General features: G+C 73.9%; 16 protein-coding genes. 11 read left to right on the top strand and 5 right to left on the bottom strand.

Annotated elements, in window-relative coordinates; all coding sequences use genetic code 11:
- Positions 1-12: 12 nt before the first annotated feature.
- Together ACGFMP_RS11335 and ACGFMP_RS11330 are read right to left on the bottom strand one after the other, a co-directional pair.
- A complete protein-coding gene (locus tag ACGFMP_RS11335; protein WP_393671837.1) occupies positions 13-750 on the bottom strand; it encodes a glutamate ABC transporter substrate-binding protein in 738 nt (245 codons plus the stop codon).
- Positions 751-1,095: 345 nt separating this feature from the next.
- Positions 1,096-1,767 carry a lysophospholipid acyltransferase family protein gene (locus tag ACGFMP_RS11330; RefSeq protein WP_393671836.1) on the bottom strand — a complete coding sequence of 224 codons (672 nt, stop codon included), beginning with the start codon at positions 1,765-1,767 and terminating at the stop codon, positions 1,096-1,098.
- A gap of 215 nt (positions 1,768-1,982) precedes the next feature.
- Between ACGFMP_RS11330 and ACGFMP_RS11325 the strand changes: the two genes are divergently transcribed.
- The 3 genes from ACGFMP_RS11325 (at position 1,983) to ACGFMP_RS11315 (ending at position 4,541) form a co-directional block, all read left to right on the top strand.
- On the top strand, positions 1,983-3,155 hold the full coding sequence (locus tag ACGFMP_RS11325; RefSeq protein WP_393671835.1) for a glycerophosphodiester phosphodiesterase: 1,173 nt from the start codon (positions 1,983-1,985) through the stop codon (positions 3,153-3,155).
- 95 nt (positions 3,156-3,250) lie between these two features.
- The gene (locus tag ACGFMP_RS11320; protein ID WP_393671834.1) at positions 3,251-3,829 is read left to right on the top strand and encodes an RNA polymerase sigma factor; all 579 of its coding nucleotides are present in this window, start codon (positions 3,251-3,253) and stop codon (positions 3,827-3,829) included.
- 205 nt (positions 3,830-4,034) lie between these two features.
- Positions 4,035-4,541 carry a GNAT family N-acetyltransferase gene (locus ACGFMP_RS11315; RefSeq protein WP_393671833.1) on the top strand — a complete coding sequence of 169 codons (507 nt, stop codon included), beginning with the start codon at positions 4,035-4,037 and terminating at the stop codon, positions 4,539-4,541.
- 3 nt (positions 4,542-4,544) lie between these two features.
- On the opposite strand, the gene ACGFMP_RS11310 is transcribed toward ACGFMP_RS11315, so the two are convergent.
- The gene (locus tag ACGFMP_RS11310) at positions 4,545-5,027 is read right to left on the bottom strand and encodes a hypothetical protein (RefSeq protein ID WP_393672145.1); all 483 of its coding nucleotides are present in this window, start codon (positions 5,025-5,027) and stop codon (positions 4,545-4,547) included.
- Positions 5,028-5,085: 58 nt separating this feature from the next.
- Positions 5,086-5,454: a hypothetical protein gene (locus tag ACGFMP_RS11305; RefSeq protein WP_393671832.1), complete on the bottom strand. Its 369-nt coding sequence runs from the start codon at positions 5,452-5,454 to the stop codon at positions 5,086-5,088.
- A gap of 435 nt (positions 5,455-5,889) precedes the next feature.
- On the opposite strand from ACGFMP_RS11305, the gene ACGFMP_RS11300 reads away from it, so the two are divergent.
- From ACGFMP_RS11300 to ACGFMP_RS11290, 3 genes are all read left to right on the top strand, one after another.
- A complete protein-coding gene (locus ACGFMP_RS11300; protein ID WP_393671830.1) occupies positions 5,890-6,990 on the top strand; it encodes a methionine ABC transporter ATP-binding protein in 1,101 nt (366 codons plus the stop codon).
- Positions 6,987-7,712, top strand: coding sequence for a methionine ABC transporter permease (locus ACGFMP_RS11295; protein ID WP_393671829.1), 726 nt, complete (start codon positions 6,987-6,989; stop codon positions 7,710-7,712). Before ACGFMP_RS11300 ends, ACGFMP_RS11295 begins: the two co-directional genes overlap by 4 nt.
- Positions 7,713-7,786: 74 nt before the next feature.
- On the top strand, positions 7,787-8,662 hold the full coding sequence (locus tag ACGFMP_RS11290) for a MetQ/NlpA family ABC transporter substrate-binding protein (RefSeq protein WP_393671828.1): 876 nt from the start codon (positions 7,787-7,789) through the stop codon (positions 8,660-8,662).
- Positions 8,663-8,694: 32 nt separating this feature from the next.
- On the opposite strand, the gene ACGFMP_RS11285 is transcribed toward ACGFMP_RS11290, so the two are convergent.
- The gene (locus tag ACGFMP_RS11285) at positions 8,695-9,495 is read right to left on the bottom strand and encodes a methyltransferase domain-containing protein (protein WP_393671826.1); all 801 of its coding nucleotides are present in this window, start codon (positions 9,493-9,495) and stop codon (positions 8,695-8,697) included.
- Between the two features lie 187 nt (positions 9,496-9,682).
- Here ACGFMP_RS11285 and ACGFMP_RS11280 point away from each other — a divergent pair, with 187 nt between their 5' ends.
- The 5 genes from ACGFMP_RS11280 to ACGFMP_RS11260 all read left to right on the top strand — a co-directional run bounded on the left by ACGFMP_RS11280 (position 9,683) and on the right by ACGFMP_RS11260 (position 17,955).
- Positions 9,683-10,387, top strand: coding sequence for a GNAT family N-acetyltransferase (locus ACGFMP_RS11280; RefSeq protein ID WP_393671825.1), 705 nt, complete (start codon positions 9,683-9,685; stop codon positions 10,385-10,387).
- 161 nt (positions 10,388-10,548) lie between these two features.
- Positions 10,549-11,802, top strand: coding sequence for a precorrin-6y C5,15-methyltransferase (decarboxylating) subunit CbiE (cbiE, locus tag ACGFMP_RS11275; RefSeq protein ID WP_393671824.1), 1,254 nt, complete (start codon positions 10,549-10,551; stop codon positions 11,800-11,802).
- 292 nt (positions 11,803-12,094) lie between these two features.
- The gene (gene cobT / locus ACGFMP_RS11270; protein WP_393671823.1) at positions 12,095-15,646 is read left to right on the top strand and encodes a nicotinate-nucleotide--dimethylbenzimidazole phosphoribosyltransferase; all 3,552 of its coding nucleotides are present in this window, start codon (positions 12,095-12,097) and stop codon (positions 15,644-15,646) included.
- Between the two features lie 238 nt (positions 15,647-15,884).
- Positions 15,885-17,129, top strand: a complete 1,245-nt coding sequence (gene cobA / locus ACGFMP_RS11265; protein ID WP_393671822.1) for a uroporphyrinogen-III C-methyltransferase — start codon at positions 15,885-15,887, stop codon at positions 17,127-17,129.
- Positions 17,122-17,955: a TrmH family RNA methyltransferase gene (locus ACGFMP_RS11260; protein ID WP_393671820.1), complete on the top strand. Its 834-nt coding sequence runs from the start codon at positions 17,122-17,124 to the stop codon at positions 17,953-17,955. The genes cobA and ACGFMP_RS11260 overlap by 8 nt, the downstream gene beginning before the upstream one ends.
- The last annotated feature ends 146 nt before the right edge of the window (positions 17,956-18,101 follow it).

Below are 18,101 nucleotides of genomic sequence, written 5' to 3'. Positions count from 1 at the left end.
CGCCGGGGGGCTTCAGTCCCGGTAGACGGCGGGAGGCGGCCCGAAGGTGGCGCCGTCTCCCAGCCAGTCCTGCGCCAGCTTCTTCAGCGAGCCGTCCTGCCGCATCCGCTCCAGGACCCCGTTGACGAACCGCACGAAGTCGATCTGCCGCGGTTGCATGGCGATGCCGTGCGGCTCCGCGGTGAAGCGCGGCCCGATCAGCTTGGTGTTCGGGTCCTGCCGCTCGAGACCGATCAGGATGGTGTCGTCGGTGGACACCGCGTCCACCTGGCCCAGCTGCATCAGCATCAGGCAGTCCGTCCAGTCCTTGACGCCGACCGCGACCACCGGGTGCTTCCTCAGCCCTTCGAGCGTGTCGATGGAGGTCGTGCCCGCGGCCGCGCACACCTTCCTGCCGCCCAGGTCGTCGATGGACTTCGCGGTCGAATTCCTGGGGACCAGCACCCGCTGGCCGGCGTCCATGTAGTCGCTGGAGAAGGCGACGCTCCGCCAGCGCTCGCAGGTGATCGTCATCGAGTCGATCACGATGTCGACCGGGTTTTCCTGCAGCAGCACCGGGATGCGCTGGGCCGAGGTGATGGTGCGGAACTGGATGCGGTCGGGGCTGCCGAACAGCGCGGTCGAGATGCGCTTCAGCAGCTCGATCTCGTAGCCGTCGAGGCGGCCGGTGAGCGGGTCGCGGTAGCCGAACAGGTACGAGTTCTGGTCCACCCCGGCGATCAGCCGGCCGCGGGCGACGATCGCGGCCATCGTCGATCCCGCGGGCATCCGCCCGGGCGCCGGCAGCGCCCCTGCGGGCCGAAAGCTTTCCGGGGTCGCGCCGCACGCCTTGCCGTCAGCCGGCCGGGCGGTGGCCGGCGGCTGCCCCGTCGCGGCGGTGGCGGCTCGAGTCGGCCGCGGCGGCCTGTCGCCGCCGGCGGAGGTGCAGCCCGCAAGCAGCAGCGCCGCCGTCAGGCCCGCCACCGCCCCGTACCGTAACCGACCGCGCATCTCGGGCCCCCTGACGCCGGATCTCGTCCCCGTGCATCGGACGACGCGCGGGAAGCCCCGCCGGTTCCTCCGTGCCGGCCGGGCCCGGGACCGCCGGGCGTGCCGTCAGGCTGCTTCCTTCGCCTTGGTCGCGTAGATGTCCACGTACTCCTGGCCGCCGAGCCGCATGACCTCGCTCATCACCTCGTCGGTGACGGCGCGCAGCACGTAGCGGTCACGGTCCATGCCCTCGTAGCGGGAGAAGTCCAGCGGGCGGCCGAAGCGGATGGTGACCGGGGCGATTCGCAGCATGCCGGAGCCGCCGGGCTGCACCTTGTCGGTGCCGACCATCGCGAACGGCACCACGGGGGCGCCCGTCATCAGGGTCAGCCGTGCGACACCGGTGCGGCCGCGGTAGAGGCGGCCGTCGGGCGAGCGGGTGCCCTCGGGGTAGATGCCGAAGATCCGGCCCTCCTCCAGCACCCGGCTGCCGGTCATCAGCGCCGCCACCCCGCCGCGGGCGCCGTCCCGGTCCACCGGGATCATGCCGCAGGTGGTGAAGAACCACGCCATGAGCCGGCCCTTGACGCCCTTGCCCGTGACGTATTCGTCCTTGCCGATGAAGTACACCTGCCGCTCCACCACCAGGGACAGGAACAGCGAGTCGACGAAGGTGACGTGATTGCCCGCCACGATCACCGGCCCGTCCCCTGGGATGTTCGCGAGGCCCTCGACCCGGGGGCGGTACAGGACACGCATCAGCAGTCCGAGAATCGCCTTGAGCACGCTGCGGGACAACGCATTCCTCCGGTTCACGCGGTGGGGGCGGCCGGGCCTACCGGTCCGTACGTACACGAGGACGATACTTCCTCCCCCGCGGCTTCGCCCGCGAGGTACCCCCAGGGGCTTCCCGCACGGCGGGTCCACGCGGGCGCATCCGGTGTCGGCATGTGTTCGGTACGTGTTCCGGCTGCCGTCGGGCGGAGGCAAGCTCCTCGCGGCACGATGCGCGCATGACGGATGACCAGCACAAGACCGGCCCCGGCAGGCGGACCCTGCTGTCCGCGGCGGCTCTCGGCGCGGGCGGCGCGGTGATAGGCACCGCCGGTGCGGCCCAGGCGCAGTCCCCGGGCGACGGCGGCCCGGCCAGGGGACACGGCGGCGCGCCCGCGCTGCCGGTGCCGACCATCGTCGGCCACCGCGGCAGCGCGGGCTACCGCCCTGAGCACACCTTCGGATCGTACGAGTACGCGCTGGCGATCGGCGCGGACGTCGTCGAGCAGGACGTCGTACCGACCAGGGACGGGCACCTGGTGTGCCGCCACGAGCCCGAGATCGGCGGCACCACCGACGTCGCCGACCACCCCGAGTTCGCGAACCGCAGGACCACCAAGACCATCGACGGCACCGCCACCACGGGATGGTTCACGCAGGACTTCACCCTCGCGGAGCTCAAGCGGCTGCGCGCCGTCGAGCGGTTGCCCGCGGTCCGCCCGCACAACGCGATCTACGACGGCCGCTGGGACATCCCCACCTTCGCCGAGGTGCTGGCCTGGGCGGACAAGGAGGGCCGCAAGCGCGGCAAGCCGGTCTGGCTGCACACCGAGACCAAGCACCCCACCTACTTCCGCGGCATCGGCCTGCCGCTGGAGGAGCGGCTGGTGGCGCTGCTCAAGCCGTACGGCAGGCACCGCTCCGACGCCCCGCAGTTCCTCCAGTCCTTCGAGGCGCAGAGCCTGCGGCGGCTCGGCGCGCTCGGCGCGGGCGCGGCGAAGATCTTCCTGCTCAACGGACTGACCTCGCAGCCCTGGGACTTCGTGGTCTCCGGCGACAAGCGGACGGTCGCCGACCTGGTCACCCCGGCGGGCCTGCGCTGGATCGCCGGCTTCGCGCAGGGCATCGGCCCGACCACCGATGTGATCATCCCGCGCGACGCGTCGGGCAGGCTCCTGGAGCCCACCGCCGTGGTCAGGGACGCGCACCGGGCAGGCCTGGTGCTGCACCCCTTCACCGGGCGCAACGAGAACCAGTTCCTGCCGGCCGACTTCCAGGTCGGCACCGACCCGAACGCCTACGGCGATCCGCTGGCCGCCTTCAGGACCTGGTTCGCCACCGGTATCGACGGCCTGTTCACGGACAACGCCGACACCGCGGTGCTGGCCCGCGAGGACTACTGGGCCTCGTGAAGCGGACGGTCCCCGTCCACTCCATGGGGTGAATCGGGCCGCGCCGGGCAACCGCCCGGCGCGGCCCGCGCGTACCGCCGGGTATGCACGAGCCCATGGACACCGCCGCCCTGCCCGCAGCTCCGCCCGCCCTCCCGCTCGCAGGACCGCCCGTCACGCTGCCGGCCGGTTACGCCAGGCTGCTGGCGGCCGAGGCCGCCGCCTACGCGCCGCCCGGCACCGGGATCGAGGCCGCCGACCTCGAACAGGCCGTGTGGCTGCGGCTGCTGGAGCGCGATGTGCCGCCACCGGAACCCGTCGCCTGGATGCGGGCGGCGATCCGCGCGGAGGCGCTCGGCGCGGAGGTACGGCGGCGCTTCGAGCGGCCGTACGCCGACCAGGACGCGGGACCGCCGCCGCGGGCCGCGCATCGCACGGGGGAGGTGGAGGAGCAGGTCATCGCCGCCGACGCGCGCCGGGAGGTGCTGGCCGCGGTCCGCGCGCTGCCGGGCCGCTGCCCGCAGCTCGTCCTGGCCCTGATGTCCGGCTCCGACCCGACATACCGTGAAATCTCCCGGGAGTTGGGAATCTCACAGGGCAGCCTGGGCCCGCTGCGCTCGCGGTGCCTCGGCTGTCTGCGATCCGTGCTGAATTCGAGGGTTGGATCCCCGGTGGGACGGGGTAATGCACGGTAAACAGTCAGCGGCAGTGGGCACCCTTGGCACGCCGGGACGGGTCTGCGACGGGTAGCGCCCAGGCACTACCCAGCCGGAATGTTTGTGCGATCATCGGCGCCACGGAGGCGGCGCACACCCGCACCAACTCCGGTCAGGCACACGTCTCGGGCGCCCACCTCACCCTCAAACTGCCCGGACGGATTCGAAGGGGAGGCCTGCGCGCATGGGCATGAGCGTGACCATCTCTACGGCGGAGTCGAGCGACGCCGAGAAGATCCTGAAACTCCAATACCTCTGCTATCAGAGCGAGGCCGAGCTGTACGGCGACTACAGCATCGAACCGCTGACCCAGACTCTGGACCACCTGCGCGCCGAACTCTCCGAGGGCTGCGTGCTGGTGGCGCGCCTCGGCGAGGAGGTCGTCGGCTCGGTCCGCGGCGTCGTCGACGACGACGGCACCGCCAGGATCGGCAAGCTGATCGTGCATCCGCGCCTCCAGCGGCACGGCCTCGGCGGGCGGCTGCTCAGCGCCGTCGAGGACCGGCTCGCCGCCGAGGCGGAGGCCAAGCGGTACCGGCTGTTCACCGGCCACCGCAGCGAGGTCAACCTGCGGATGTACCGCAAGCTCGGTTACGAGCAGGTCGGCGCCGCGAAGCCGGTCAGCCGCAGGCTGAGCCTGGTCACCATGGAGAAGTCCGCGGAGACGGCGGGTTACGCCGCCACCGCCTGAGCCTCACGGCCGGGGCGCGGCACCGTCCGGGGTGCCGCTCTCCGGCCGTCCGGCCCTGCGCACCCACAGCAGGCCCATCACCGGGAGCACCAGCGGCAGGAAGACGTAGCCGTAGCCGAAGTCCGACCAGACGGTCTGATCGGGGAAGGCCGAGGAGTCGGCCACGGTCAGCACGCCGACCGCGATCACCCCGAGCAGCTCAGCCGAGCAGGACACCAGCGCGACCTTGCGGGCCTGCTCACCGCCCCGCCACAGGGCGACGGTGATCACCGCGTAGACGATGCCGGCCGCGAGCGACAGCACGTAGGCCAGAGGCGCGTCGCCGAACTTGGTGCTGATCTGCACGATCGAGCGGGACAGCGCGGCCACCGTGAAGACACCGTAGAACCACAGCAGCAGCCGCCCGGGTCCCTGCCCGAGCCGCTGCCCGCCGGCTCCGGCCGGGCCGGCCTCGGCGGGTGCCGCCGGTGTCCGCCCCTGCGCCATCGCCTTGTCCTCCGTGCCGTCCTCGCTGCCGACCGCGGTGCGGTCGGTGGTGCTGTCCTCAGCCATGTCCGGCTCCCCAGATGTCGTGCAGCCGCAGTTCGAGCACGGCCAGGATCACGCCTGCGGCCGCCACGATCGCCGAGCCCCAGCGGCTGCGTTCGGCCAGCGACATGAAGGCCGCCGCCGGGATGGTGCAGACCGCGCCGATCAGATAGCCGAGGAAGACGGCCACCCCCTGCTCGGGCCGGTCGCCGTGCCCGAGCTGGACCAGCGAGACCACCAGCTGCACCAGGGCGGCGAGCGTGACCACCGCCATGCCGGCGAAGTGCCGGTCGTTGGTCGGCTCGTCACGATACGCGGCGAGGCCGCACCACGCCGCGAGCAGCAGCGCTGTGACCGTGACCGTGAGGGAGACCGCGACGAGCATGCGCCGACTTTATTACGGACCCGCCGGCCGCCCGACTCCCACCCCCGTCCCGGGCCGCCCGCGCTGCCGCGGCCGCCCGCCGCGAGGTCACCATTGCGGCGTTGTGTCCGCATCATGAACAGACCGCCCGGATTTCGGAACCGGGCAGGATGTCTGGTTTACTGGGATCCATGACCACGACGAACTGCCGCAGCCGCGCGACCGAGGCGATCACGCCCGGTGTTCGTCGAATGTGTCGAATGTGTGCCTGACCTGAGGCCCTGAGCGGCGCGTCGACACCGACCGCCGCGCCCCGCGTCACCCCCCGGTGCAGCGCCGCGCCGCGCCGCCGGAAACCCGAAGCGCCGTGCGGGCAGACCTGTGCCGCGCTTCCCCCCAGCACACCCCCTGTGCGGTGGTATGTCCACCGCGCGCCCGACCATGATGGACACACCTGTGATCACCACCACCGACCTGCGCAAGGTATACCGCTCCCGTGACCGCGAGGTCACCGCACTGGACGGGGTCGACCTGTCGGTGCGCGAAGGCGAGGTCTACGGCGTCGTCGGCCGCAGCGGCGCCGGCAAGAGCACCCTGATCCGCTGCGTCAACCTGCTGGAGCGCCCCACCTCGGGCACCGTCGAGGTGGCCGGGCGCGACCTGACCGCGCTGGCCGGCCGCTCCGACCGCGCGCCCGCCGCACTGCGCGCCGCCCGCGCCGGCATCGGCATGGTCTTCCAGCACTTCAACCTGCTGTCCTCGCGCACCGTCCAGGACAACGTCGAACTCCCGCTGGAGATCCTTGGCACATCCGGCCGCGAGCGCACCCGCAAGGCCCGTGAACTCCTCGACCTGGTCGGCCTGTCCGACAAGGCCCGCGCGTATCCCGCGCAGCTGTCCGGCGGCCAGAAGCAGCGGGTCGGCATCGCCCGCGCCCTGGCCGGCGAGCCCAAGGTGCTGCTCTCCGACGAGGCCACCTCGGCACTCGACCCGGAGACCACCCGCTCCGTGCTGGAACTGCTCCGCGACCTCAACCGGCAGCTCGGCCTCACCGTGCTGCTCATCACCCACGAGATGGACGTCGTCAAGGCGGTCTGCGACTCGGCGGCCCTCATGAAAGGCGGACGCGTGGTGGAATCAGGCACCGTGGCGGAACTGCTCGCCACCCCCGGCTCCGAGCTCGCCGACCAGCTCTTCCCTGTCGGCGGCACGGCCTCGGGACCCGACCGCACGGTCGTCGACCTCACCTTCCACGGCGAGAGCGCGACCCGCCCGGTGATCTCCCAGCTGGCCCGCACCTACAACGTGGACGTGTCCATCCTGGGTGCCGCCATGGAGACCTATGACGGCCGGCAGATCGGCCGGATGCGGATCGAACTGCCCGGCCGCTTCGAGGACAACGTCGTACCGATCGGCTTCCTGCGCGAGCAGGGCCTCCAGGTCGACATCGCCGCGACCCCCGAACCCCCGCAGGCTGCGGGACCGGAAGCCGCGGAAGCCGCGGAAGGCGCGCACGCCGCCGAGGCCGTGCGCGAGTCCGCGGCGGTGACCAAGTGACCTGGTCCGAGATGCACCCGCTGCTCAGCCAGGCATGTACCGACACGCTGCGGATGGTCGGCTGGTCCACCGCGGTCACCATCGCCGTCGGCCTGCCGCTCGGCGTGCTGCTCGTCCTCACCGACCGCGGCGGGCTGCTGCGCAGCCTCGCGGTGAACCGGGTGCTCGGCGTCGTGGTGAACCTCGGCAGGTCGCTGCCGTTCGTGATCCTCATGATCGCGCTGCTGTCCTTCACCCGCGCGATCGTCGGCACCACCATCGGCTGGCAGGCCGCCGTCGTCCCGCTGTCGGTCGGAGCGATCCCCTTCTTCGCCCGGCTCGTCGAGACCTCGCTGCGCGAGGTCGACCGCGGCCTGGTCGAGGCCGTCCAGTCGATGGGCGGCAGCACCTGGACCGTCGTGCGCAAGGTGCTGCTCCCCGAGTCGCTGCCCTCGCTGATCGCCGGCGCCACCACCACCGTCATCGCGCTCATCGGCTACTCCGCGATGGCCGGCGTGGTCGGCGGCGGCGGGCTCGGCGACCTGGCGCTGCGCTACGGCTACCAGCGCTTCGAGACCGGCTTCATGTGGGTGATCGTCGCCGTCCTCGTGGTGCTGGTCACCCTCGTCCAGCTGGCCGGCGACCTCACCGCGAGGACCGTCGCCCGGCGCGGCCGCGCCGGCTCCGCGCCCCGGCTGCGGCTGCTGCGCTCCGCGGCGGACCCCGCACCCACGTCCGGCTGAGCCCCCCGACCACCAACCGCCCCACAGAAGAACAGCACCACCGGCACACGCAACAGCAGAAAGAGGCACTTTTCGTGCGTAGCACCATCAAGATCACCGCGACCGCCGTCGTCGCAGGAGCCCTCGCGCTCGGCCTGTCCGCCTGCGGCTCCTCCGGCTCCGACGCAGGCACGTCCGCGGGCAAGGACGGCGCCTCCGCCCAGGACGCTTCCGCCCCGCTGGTCGTCGCCGCCAGCCCCACCCCGCACGCCCAGATCCTGGACTACGTCCGCGACCACCTGGCCAAGAGCGCGGGACTCGACCTCCAGGTCAAGGAGTTCTCCGACTACGTCCTGCCCAACACCGCCACCGAGCAGGGCCAGGTCGACGCGAACTTCTTCCAGCACAAGCCCTACCTGGACGACTTCAACAAGAAGAACGGCACCCACCTGGCGGCCGTGGCTGACGTCGAACTCGAACCGCTCGGCGTCTACTCGCACAAGATCACCGCACTGTCCGGCCTCGAGGACGGCGCGAGCGTCGCGGTGCCCAACGACACCACCAACGAGGCCCGCGCGCTCGACCTGCTCGCCGCCAACGGCCTGATCAAGCTGAAGCCGGACACCGCGCAGACCGCGACCCCCGCCGACATCACCTCCAACCCCAGGCACCTGGAGTTCAAGGAGCTGGAGGCCGCCCAGCTGCCCCGCTCGCTGGGCGACGTGGACGCCGGTGTGATCAACGGCAACTACGCCATCGAGGGCGGCCTCGACCCCGTCAAGGACGCCCTGGTGACCGAGAAGGCCCAGGACAACCCCTACGCCAACATCCTCGTGGTCAAGCAGGGCCAGGAGAACGACCCCAGGGTGCGCAAGCTCGTCGAGCTGCTCCACTCCACCCAGGTCGAGCAGTACATCAAGGACACCTTCAAGGGCGCGGTGATCCCCGCCTTCGGCACCCCCGCCGCCTGACGGGCACGGCCCGCGGCCCCGGCCGCGGGCCCTCAGCCGCGCCGCACCCAGTAGACGTCAGTGGTGTACGGCATCTCCACCGCACCGCTGACCCGGGTCGCGTCGTGCGCCCCGAGCACCGCCTCCACCTCGGCGCGCACCCGCGCCTGCGCGTCCGGCTCCAGCACCGCGATGTGGCTGGAGGACATCATCCGCTCCACCACGTCGGCCACCGTCGTCGTGTAGGGGTTGGGCCAGTGCCGCTCCGACACCTCGCCCCAGCCCGCCGCCCGCGCCTCGAACGCCTTGCGCCAGCCGCCGCCGGGACCGGCGTCGCCCAGCGCGGACGTCAGCGGCGGGCTCGGCAGGTCGCGCGGCGCCAGCCGGAAGTAGATGTCCTGGAAGTCCCGCACCCAGGGCACCGATGTGTCGTAGGTGTTCCACACCAGCGCCAGCGTCCCGGCCGGCCGCAGCAGCCGCTCCACCTCGGCCAGCGCCGCCCGCTCGTCGAACCAGTGCCAGGACTGCGCCGCCACCACGGCGTCGGCGCAGCCGTCGGGCAGCCCCGTCGCCTCGGCCGTGCCCGCGTTCACCGCCACGCCAGGCAGCAGTTCCGCCAGCGTCTCGCGCATCTCCCTGACCGGCTCCACCGCCAGCACCTCCGCGCCGGTCAGCGCCAGCAGCCGGGTGAACTTGCCGGTCCCCGCGCCGAGATCGACCACCGTACGGCCGGCTTCGAGCGGCAGCGCGTCGGCGAGCGCGGCGACCGCGGCGAGCGGGTAGGAGGGCCGGGAGCGCTCATAGACCCCCGCGGCCCGCTGGTAACCGACTCCTGCTGCGTGGTGCACCGTCACGCGGGCTGACGGTAGCAGGATCGGATGACGTCCACGGATACCCGCCCTGACCGGCATCCGCCCTACTCTGGAAGGGCGTTCGCCGCTCCGTCCGCCGCCGGCCCCTCGCGGCGACCCTGCCCGGCGGATGCCGCGCCCGATGCTGCATGCTGTGCAATCCACCCATGCCCTGGTTACGGAGCAGTGAATGACCTCCACCTTTCCGGACATCTCACTCAGTACGGAGCGGCTGGTGCTGCGCCCGTACGACGAGGCCGACATCCCCGAGCTCGTGGAGATGATGAACGACGACCTGGTGACCGCGTGGACCGGCGTGCCGCAGCCGTACACCGAGCTGTCCGCCAGGGAGTTCGTCACCGCCACGGCGCCGGGGGAGCGGACCGAGGGCCGGGGCCTGGTGCTCGCCGTCACCGAATTCCTCACGCAGCGACTGGTCGGCACCGTCCATCTGCACCGCACCGACTGGCGGATCCGCGCGACCGAGGTCGGCTACCTGACCGCCTCGTGGGCCCGCGGCGAGGGCTACGCCAGCGAGTCGGTGCTCGCCGTCGTCCGCTGGCTGTTCGGCACCCAGGGCTTCGAGCGGGTCGAACTGCGCACCGCCGCGGACAACACCGCCTCCCAGCAGGTCGCGCAGAAGATCGGCTGCATCAGCGAAGGCGTGCTGCGCAACGCCGGCATCATCCGCAGCAGGCCCGAGGACGAACCGCACGGCCGCTGGGCCGAGACCCGCACCGACCTGCTGGTGTGGAGCCTGCTCCCCGAGGACCTGGACGACGCGGACGACGCCGGCGACCCGAGCGGTCACGGTTCGGCGGGCGAGGGCTATGAGACCGGTTACACCGCATACCCCGACTACGCCGACTACTCCGCCTCCGCCCAGCGCCGCTGACCCGCGCGCACCGCCGCCCGGAGCGCGTCCGTACATACGTGCCGACTCGGCACACCGTCGTACACGCTGCCGGGTTAGGGTTCTCACCCGGGCATCCCCTCCGCCTCGCCGCGAGGGCTCCACCCGTACCCCAGCGACCCACGGCATGGAGGCAGACGACGATGGCCGACCGGGTCACCGTGATCGGATGGGACGGCTCGCCGCCGTCCGCCGCCGCCCGCGCCGCGCTTGACGCCGCCACCCTGGTGGCAGGCACCCGCCATCATCTGGCCCTGCCGTACGTGCCCGCGCAGGCGGAGCACATCGTGCTCGGCAGCATCGACATAGCCGCCCGCAGGATCGCCGGGCACCGCGGCACCGCCGTGGTACTCGCGGACGGCGACCCGGGCTTCTTCGGCGTGGTCCGCGCGCTGCGCGACCCGGAACACGGCCTGGAGCTCGAGGTCATCCCCGGCGTCTCCGCCGTCGCCCGCGCCTTCGCCGCCGCCGGCATGCCGTGGGACGACGCCCGCGTGGTCGTCGCCACCAGCCGCACCCTGCGCCGCGCGGTCAACGTCTGCCGCTCCTACCCGAAGGTCGCCGTGCTCACCGCACCCGGCGCGGGTCCCGCGGAAGTCGCCCTGCTGCTCACCGGGGTGCACCGCACCTTCGTCATCTGCGAGGCACTCGGCACCGAGCAGGAGCAGATCAGCGTACTGACCTCCGACAAGGTCGCCGACCACATCTGGCGCGACCCCAACGTCGTCCTCGTCGTCGGCGGCAACACCTCCGCGCTTCCCGGCATCGCCGGTCTCGGCGCCGCCCCGCTGCCCTTGCCCGGTTCGCCCGCCGCCCGGCCGGGCGGCGGCGGCTGGATCGCCGGCCGCGACCCCGGCTTCCCCGGACCCGTACGCGGCTGGGCACTTCCCGCCGCGGACTACGGCGGCCGGGTGCCGGCCCATCTGCGCGCGGTCCAACTCGCCAGGCTCGGCCCGCGTACCGGCGACCTGCTGTGGGACATCGGCGCCGCCGACGGCGCCGTCGCCGTCGAAGCGGCCCGCTTCGGCGCCGCGGTCATCGCCGTCGACCGGGACTCCGACGCCTGCGACTGGATCGCCGCCACCGGCCGGCGCAGCGGGGTCCAACTCCAGGTCGTGCACGGCACCGCGCCGCAGGTCCTCGAAGACCTGCCGGAGCCCGACGTGGTGCGGATCGGCTGCGCCGACCCCGCCGTGGTCGCCGCCTGCGCCGCCCGCCGTCCCGAACGGATAGTCGCCTCGGCGGCCACCAGGGACACCGCGGAGGCCGTCGACAGGGCGCTCGTGGAAGGCGGTTACACCGTCGAACGCATGTTGCTCCAGTCCGTCGCGCTGGACGACGGATGGGACGAGCGGGACCGCTCGACGGACTTCGTCCTGTGCGGTACCCGACACTGACCTGTTCATGATCAAAGACCCGTCCGCCGCGACGTTTGCGCCGGTCGCGGCGCTGTCGGGCCGCCCCGTGTGAGATACGTCCCGAGGTGCGGACTTCGGCACGGCCGCCCGCGCCCCGGGGGGTAGGCTGACGGATCGTTGTGCCGTCGTCGTGCGTTGACGGGGTGTCGAGACTTCCGGCGTCCCAGCGGGCGACGTGCCGCATCCCATGCACGCTCGTTGGAGTCTGCGGGGGTTGGGTTGCGCGCGGTGCAGCGGTGGAAGGAGCGAAACCGATGGGCGAGGGGCACGCATGACGGACACCGGTCAGATCCCCGGCGAGGGGCTGCCGGAGAACGCGGTCGGTGACGCGGCTCCGCAGCCGCACACCGACGCACTCGGCGCACCGCAGCCGGCCGCTCCCGGTTGGGGCACGGAGCCGCCCGCGGAGCACGGCGCTCCCGCCTACACCTACCTCGACCAGCCCGCTGCCCCCGGCGCCGGGCTCGACGAGGACGACGACGTCCTGCTCATGCCGGGCCCGCAGGGCACCTGGAGCGACCCGCAGCCGGTGCCGCCGCAGCCGTCCCCCGTCGCCGAGGAGGCCGGTCCCGACTACGGCACCGCGCCGGGAGTTGACGCACCGTCGCCGGTCCCCGCCGCGGTGCGCCGCCCGCTGCACATGGGTCCGCCGGTCCACGACACCCCCAGCGGCGGCGTCTCCGTACGCTCGCTCGCCGACCGCGGCCCCGCCAGGGGCGGTGCCCCCGTCCCGCCGCCGGTACGCCTCCAGGGCGGCCCGCCCACCGCGGGTCCCGAATACCTCGACGTACCCCAGGACGACGTCCACGGCATCCCCGCCCAGCAGACAGGCGAGCCGTCCGCCGACCCGGCGGTCCCGCCCCACGGCAGCGCGTGGCCCGCCGCGCAGACCCCCTCCCAGCAGTCGCTGATCCCGCACGCGGACAGCGTGATCCCGTCCCAGCGGGCACCCGAGCCGATCCTGGCCTTCCCCCCCGCCGAACCCACGCCCCCCGCCGACGGGCAGGCGGCTTACGAGGCCGGGCCCGACGCCTCGGCCGACCTGCGGCCGCCGGACGCGGGTACGCCCGCTCCCGCCGCGGAGCCGCCCGCCCAGGACCCGGCAGCCGAAGCCCCGCTGCCGTCCGAGGCGGACCACGCGGGCGAGCCTGCGGCCCCCGCCCTCCTGGCCGCCGCCCCGGCGCCCCTGCCCTCCGTCACCGAGGACACCGGCTACGACCCGCACCCCGCGGGAAGCGCGACCGCGGCCCCCGGGCTGCCCGTCCCCGCCGAGCCTGCCCACGCCGCCGCCCCCGCCGGGCCGCACGCCGACCCGGCGGCGCCCGCGGCAGGCAAACCGGCGGAGATCGGCACGCCCGCACCCGGCATCGAGCCGGCCGCGCCGGTCAGCGGCAGGTCCGCGTCGATCGGCCTCGACCTGGCGGCCGCGCCGACGGGCCCCGCCTTCGACGGCGCCTACCCGGCCGAGCCCCTGCCCGGCGACGGCGTCTTCGTCTCCACGACCGGCACGGCCGACCTGGCGTCGCTCGTGGCCGCCGCGGGCAACGACCAGGTGCCCGCCGCCGGTTCCGGCGCTCCTGTGGCACCTCCCGCGCAGGACGACCCCGGTGCGGCACCCGCCGGAGACGCCACGGCGGCGAGCGCGGACAGCGCGGCACCGGCGCACGACGGCGGCCCCGCGGAACCCGCGGCCGCCGATGTGAGCCGGGCCGAGGCCCCCGCCCCCGCGGGCGAAGGACACGTACCGCCCATGCCCGACGCGGGCGACAGCGGCAGCCCGCTGCCGGCGCAACCCGCCCCGGCCGCCGCCCCTGCCGGGTCGGGTGACCAGGACGGATCTCCCGCGCCCGTGGCGCAGAGCGCGCCGCCCGTGGCGGCCGAAGCGGCAGCGGCCGAAGCCGTCGACGCGGTCGTGCCCAAGGGCCGTGCCGTGAAGCGCGCGAGCCGCGCACACGCCGCGGCACCGCAGCCGGCCGAGGACGGCACCGAGGCCGTACCCGCGGCGCCGGGGGCCGAGGCGGAACCCGCCCCGACCGGCCGCAGGGCCGCCCGCAGGGCCGAGGCACGGGCCGCGGAGGCCGGCCCCGCCGAGGCCGCCGAGGCCTACGAGCCCGCCGTGAGGGACGCGGTGCACCGGGTCATCCGGGAGCGCCGCGACATCCGCAACGGCTTCCGGTCCGACCCGATCCCGCACGACGTGCTGCTGCGCGTCCTGGAAGCGGCGCACACCGCGCCGAGCGTCGGCCACTCGCAGCCGTGGGACTTCGTCGTCATCCGCTCCGAGAAGACCCGCGAGAAGATGCACGAGCTGGCCATGGCCCAGCGCGAGGCGTACGCCAAGTCGCTGCCCAAGGGCCGCGCCCGGCAGTTCCGCGAGCTCAAGATCGAGGCGATCCTCGACACCCCCGTGAACATCGTGGTGACCGCCGACCCGACCCGCGGCGGCCGGCACACCCTCGGCCGGCACACCCAGCCGCAGATGGCGCCCTACTCGTCCGCGCTCGCGGTGGAGAACCTGTGGCTCGCCGCCCGCGCCGAAGGGCTCGGCGTCGGCTGGGTCAGCTTCTTCGACGAGCGCCAGATGGTGGCCGAACTCGGCCTGCCCGAGCACCTGGAGGTCGTCGCCTACCTGTGCGTCGGGTATGTCGACGAATTCCCCGAAGAGCCCGAGCTGATGCAGGCCGGCTGGTCCCAGCGCCGCCCGCTGTCCTGGGTGGTGCACGACGAGGAGTACGGCAACCGGGCGCTGCCCGGCGAGGAGCCGCACGACCTGCTGGAGGAGACGCTCCGCGGCATCCGCCCGCTGGACGCCAAGGCGCTCGGCGAGGCGTGGGAGCGGCAGAAGCGGATGACCAAGCCGGCCGGTGCGCTGGGCATGCTGGAGATCATCTCCGCACAGCTCAGCGGCCTGTCCCGGCAGTGCCCGCCGCCCATCCCCGAGCCCGCGGCCGTGGCCATCTTCGCCGGCGACCACGGGGTGCACGCCCAGGGCGTCACCGCGTGGCCGCAGGAGGTCACCGCGCAGATGGTCGCCAACTTCCTGGGCGGCGGGGCGGTGTGCAACGCCTTCGCCAACCAGGTCGGCGCGGAGGTCTGTGTGATCGACGTCGGTGTGGCGTCGGAATTGCCCAGCACTCCCGGCCTGCTGCCGCGCAAGGTCCGCCCCGGCACCGCGGACTTCACCGCGGGCCCCGCGATGACCAGGGAAGAGGCGCTGCGCGCCATCGAGGTCGGCATCGAGACCGCCCGCGACCTGGTGGCCGCGGGCAACAAGGCGCTGCTCACCGGTGAGATGGGCATCGCCAACACCACCACCTCGGCCGCGCTGATCGCCGTCTACACCGGGGCCGACCCCGCCGAGGTCACCGGTCGCGGCACCGGCATCAACGACGAGATGCACGCCAGGAAGGTGGATGTCGTCCGGCGCGCGCTCGACCTGCACCGGCCGGATCCTGACGACCCGATCGCGGTGCTCACCGCGATCGGCGGGCTCGAACACGCCGCCATGGTCGGGCTGCTGCTCGGCGCGGCCGCGCTCCGCACCCCGGTCATCCTCGACGGCGTCAGCGCCGGCGCGGCGGCGCTGGTCGCCCGCGCCATCGCCCCCGAGGTGCTGGCCGCCTGCATCGCCGGGCACCGCAGCGCCGAGCCGGGCCATGTCGCGGCCCTCACCACGCTCGGCCTGCGCCCCCTGGTCGACCTGGACCTGCGCCTGGGCGAGGGGACGGGGGCGCTTCTCGCCCTTCCCCTGGTCCAGAGCGCGGCCCGGGTGATGCATGAGGTCGCCACGTTCGACGCGGCGGGTGTCACGGAGAAGTCCTAGCCTCCGCCAGGCCACGTCCGGGCCGCACGGTGCCGTGCGCCCCGGACGCGCGCCTCGGCCCGGCCCGCGGTGCGCGCCTTCCCGGCGCCGCCGCGGGCAGGCACGCCCGCCCACCCGCGGCGAGCGTGGACCGCGGACGCCGGCAGCACGGGGCGCCCCCCGACGGCGCGGGGCGCTCACCGGGGGGAACGTAAGATCGAGACCTGAGCATTGGCGAGCGTGAGGGAGCCCGAGCCGGATGGATCGGATGGACGACGCCCCGGCGTACCCGGTGGGCCTGCGGCTGCGCGGCCGCCGGGTCGTGGTGATCGGCGGCGGCCAGGTGGCCCAGCGCCGGCTGCCCGCGCTGCTCGCCGCCGGTGCCGACATCCTCGTGGTGTCGCCCTCGGCGACCGCCTCGGTCGAGGCCATGGCGGACGCCGGCGAGCTGCGCTGGGAGCGCAGGGCCTACCGCTCGGGCGACCTGGCGGACGCCTGGTACGCCCTGGTGGCCACCACCGACCCGGCCGCGAACTCCGCCGCCTCCGCGGAAGCGGAAGCGCGCCGCGTGTGGTGCGTCCGCAGCGACGACGCCGACGCGGCGACCGCGTGGACGCCCGCCACCGGCCGTACCGAGGGCGTGACCGTCGCGGTGCTGACCGGGCGCGATCCGCGCCGCTCCGCCGCGGTGCGTGACGCGGTCGTCGAGGGGCTGCGGGACGGCAGCCTTGCCGCGCCGCAGCACCGGGCGCGTACCGCGGGCGTCGCGCTGGTCGGCGGCGGTCCGGGCGACCCCGACCTGATCACCGTACGCGGGCGCCGGCTGCTCGCCGAGGCCGACGTGGTGATCGCCGACCGGCTCGGCCCGCGCGATCTGCTGGGCGAACTCCCGCCGCACGTCGAGGTGATCGACGCGGCCAAGATCCCGTACGGCCGGGCGATGGCCCAGGAGGCCATCAACGCCGCGCTGATCGAGCACGCCAGGGCGGGCAAGGCCGTGGTGCGGCTCAAGGGCGGCGACCCGTACGTCTTCGGCCGCGGCATGGAGGAGGCAGAGGCGCTGGCGGCGGCGGGCATCCCGGTGACCGTCGTGCCGGGGATCTCCAGTTCCATCAGCGTGCCGGGCGCCGCGGGCATCCCCGTCACCCACCGGGGCGTCGCCCACGAGTTCACCGTGGTCAGCGGCCATGTCGCGCCCGACGACGAGCGCTCCCTCGTCGACTGGTCCGCGCTGGCCCGGCTGCGCGGCACCCTCGTGCTGCTGATGGCCGTCGAGCGGATCGGCGCCATCGCGGACACCCTGGTCGCGGGCGGCCGCCCGGCCGGCACCCCCGTCGCGGTGATCCAGGAGGGCACCACCGCGGCGCAGCGCCGGGTGGACGCCACCCTGGCGACGGTGGCCCGCACAGTCGCCGACGAGGGCGTACGCCCGCCGGCGGTCATCGTCATCGGCGACGTGGTGACCGTGGGCCGTTCGGGCGCGGGCGGCCCGGCCCGTGGCTGAACCGGTCGCGGTCGTCGACCCGGACGACCCGCGGCTGCACGACTACACCGCGCTCACCGACGTCGAGCTGCGCCGTCGCCGCGAACCGGCCGAGGGCCTCTTCATCGCCGAGGGGCAGAAGGTCGTCAGGCGCGCGCTGAGGGCCGGTTACGCGATGCGCTCGATGCTGCTCACCGAGAAGTGGGTGGAGGCGCTGCGCGATGTGATCGACGAGGCGCCCGCACCCGTCTACGTCGTCAGCGACGAGCTGGCCGAGCGCGTCACCGGCTACCACGTGCACCGCGGCGCGCTCGCCGCGATGCAGCGCAAGGCGCTGCCGGACCCGGCGGAGGTCCTGGCCGGCGCCCGCCGGGTGGTGATCATGGAGGCGGTCAACGACCACACCAACATCGGTGCGATCTTCCGCAGCGCCGCGGCCCTCGGCATGGACGCCGTCCTGCTGTCGCCGGACTGCGCGGACCCGCTCTACCGGCGCTCGGTGAAGGTCTCGATGGGCGCGGTCTTCTCGGTGCCCTACGCCCGGCTCTCCGCCTGGCCGCGCGACCTGTACGGGACGGTGAAGGACGCGGGCTTCCGGCTGCTGGCGCTCACCCCGGCGGCGGAGGCCACCGCGCTGCCGGACCTGGCCGTGGGCGAACTCCCGCGGCTGGCCGTGCTGCTGGGCGCCGAGGGCCCGGGGCTGACGCCCAAGGCACTCGCCGCCGCCGACACCCTGGTCCGCATCCCGATGTCGCACGACATCGATTCGCTGAACGTGGGCGCGGCGGCGGCCGTCGCCTTCTACGCGGTCGCCGCGGGCAGCGGCGCCGCCCAGGACGGCGGCTAGGCCCGCTGTCCCGGGACAGCACCGGCCCGTTCGCCCGGGAGCGCACCGGCTCCCCGTCCGCCCGGGACAGCACCGGCCCGTGCGCCCGGCCGGGATGGCCCGTTCGCCCGGCCGGGATGGCCCGTGCGCCTGGCCGGGATGGCCGG

Origin of the sequence: Streptomyces sp. NPDC049040, assembly GCF_043197715.1 — a bacterium.
Classification (GTDB): Bacteria; Actinomycetota; Actinomycetes; order Streptomycetales; family Streptomycetaceae; genus Actinacidiphila.
Note: the sequence above shows the minus strand (reverse complement) of the source record. Positions and strands in the feature narration are given on the sequence as shown.